Annotated in this window: 1 protein-coding gene; it reads left to right on the plus strand. The window is 64.9% G+C overall.

What is annotated here, in order from left to right; all coding sequences use genetic code 11:
• Positions 1 to 422 precede the first annotated feature (422 nt).
• Positions 423 to 1,799, plus strand: coding sequence for a group II intron reverse transcriptase/maturase (ltrA, locus tag I6F38_RS43100; RefSeq protein WP_225164672.1), 1,377 nt, complete (start codon positions 423 to 425; stop codon positions 1,797 to 1,799).
• Positions 1,800 to 1,881: the final 82 nt, after the last annotated feature.

The following is a 1,881-nucleotide window of genomic DNA, read 5'->3' on the forward strand; positions in this document are numbered from 1 at the left end:
TTGTGTGCCGAGTATGAACGACAGCTTGGAGGTGGAAGTCCTCTACCCAGCCTGATGGCGGCGAAGGGTTAGCGAAGCGCAAGGGCATCATCGCGAGGTGGGGTCTGAAGAAAGCGTGGAGCAAAGCCGCGGCCCGATGGACAAGAACCGGATAACGAGGCCTACCCGGCCGGACGAGCGAGCAAACGGTCGCGAAGTCCAAGGTCATCAAGGGTCGGGGTGGTAAATCCGGCGGGCGTGCGGCGAAGGCGGTCGGTCTTACCTCGGGAGGTCTGCGCTGTGTCCCGGCAACGGGACTGAGGTCGTCGCAAGGCGGCCTGACCGCAGCGCAGAAGTCAGCCGAGGGCATAGTAGGCGGCAGCGCGCCGCCGAAGGCCCGAACGGTGGAAGTGGTTAGTAGAGCGGTCGATCTCGCGCGAGCCATGCGGCAGAAGAATCAGGTTGAGCTGAACTCGGACACCGGAGCGAAGGGTGAAGCCCAAAGCGCCGCCGTCCGAGAGACCGAAGCAAGCGCGGCGACGGCCAGTCTTGAACGCCCGGCGGTCGCAGGGCTGTCGATGGAAGCAGTGGTCGAGCGTGAGAATCTGAAGAAAGCGTTGGCGCAAGTGAAGCGCAACAAGGGCGCGGCAGGCGTCGATGGGATGACCGTCAACGAACTGCCGGCCCACCTGAAAGAGCACTGGCTCGCGATCCGAGCTCAACTGCTTGACGGCACCTACAAGCCGCAGCCGGTGCGGCGGGTCGAGATACCGAAGGCGTCGGGCGGCCTGCGGCCGCTCGGCATCCCGACGGTGCTCGACCGCGTCATCCAGCAGGCGGTGATGCAGGTGCTGCAGGCGGATTGGGATGGGACGTTCTCCGAGACGAGCTTCGGCTTCCGGCCGACCCGCTCGGCGCATCAGGCGGTGGAACGGGCGCAGGCGTATATCGCGTCCGGGCACGCCGTCGTCGTGGACATCGACTTGGAAAAGTTCTTCGACCGGGTCAACCACGACGTCCTGATGGGGCTGGTCGCCAAACGGGTGACTGACAAGCGCCTTCTGAAGCTCATCCGCGGATTCCTGAATGCGGGGGTGATGGAGGGAGGGGTGGTCAGCCCGACGGAAGAGGGCACGCCGCAAGGCGGTCCGCTCTCGCCGCTGTTGTCGAATCTGATGCTGGATGTGCTGGACAAGGAACTGGAGAAGCGCGGCCACCGCTTTGTGCGTTATGCCGATGACTGCAACATCTATGTGCGCAGTCAGCGAGCGGGCGAACGGGTGCTGGCCGGCATCGAGAAGTTCCTCGAAAAGCGCCTCAAGCTCAAGGTCAACAAGGCCAAGAGCGCGGTCGCCAAACCGAGCGTTCGCAAGTTCCTGGGCTTCAGCTTCACCGGCGGGACAGCACCGCGGCGGCGCATTGCGCCGCAGGCGCTCGCCCGCTTCAAGGCGAAAGTTCGGGAGCTGACACGGCGCACGCGCGGCCGAAGCCTTGCGCAGATTGTCAAGGAGTTGTCCGTCTATCTGATCGGATGGCGCGGCTACTTCGGCTTCTGCCAAACCCCGTCGATATTGCGCGACCTTGATCAATGGCTCAGGCGGCGGTTGCGCGCCATCGCCTGGAAGCAGTGGAAGCGCGGAATCACTCGTTTTGCCGAGCTGCGACGCCGCGGCGTCGGCCGGGATCGGGCGGCGCAAACCGCCGGAAGCCCACATGGCCCCTGGCGGCTCGCGAACAGTCCCGCACTCACCATCGCCATGCCAATCGCGTTCTTCAGTTCACTCGGCTTGGCTTCCGTCGCGGCGCTGCAGACCGCATAATCCACTGAACCGCCGGATACGGACCCGTATGTCCGGTGGTGTGGGAGGGGCGGAGCCGCGAGGCTCCCCCCTATCCCGATTG

Source organism: Bradyrhizobium sp. BRP56, assembly GCF_020194035.1.
Taxonomy (GTDB): Bacteria; Pseudomonadota; Alphaproteobacteria; order Rhizobiales; family Xanthobacteraceae; genus Bradyrhizobium; species Bradyrhizobium australafricanum.

Excerpts from the sequence above, each read along its gene's own strand:
- ltrA (WP_225164672.1), top strand. The coding sequence starts at position 423 with ATGCGGCAGAAGAATCAGGTTGAGCTGAACTCGGACACCGGAGCGAAG.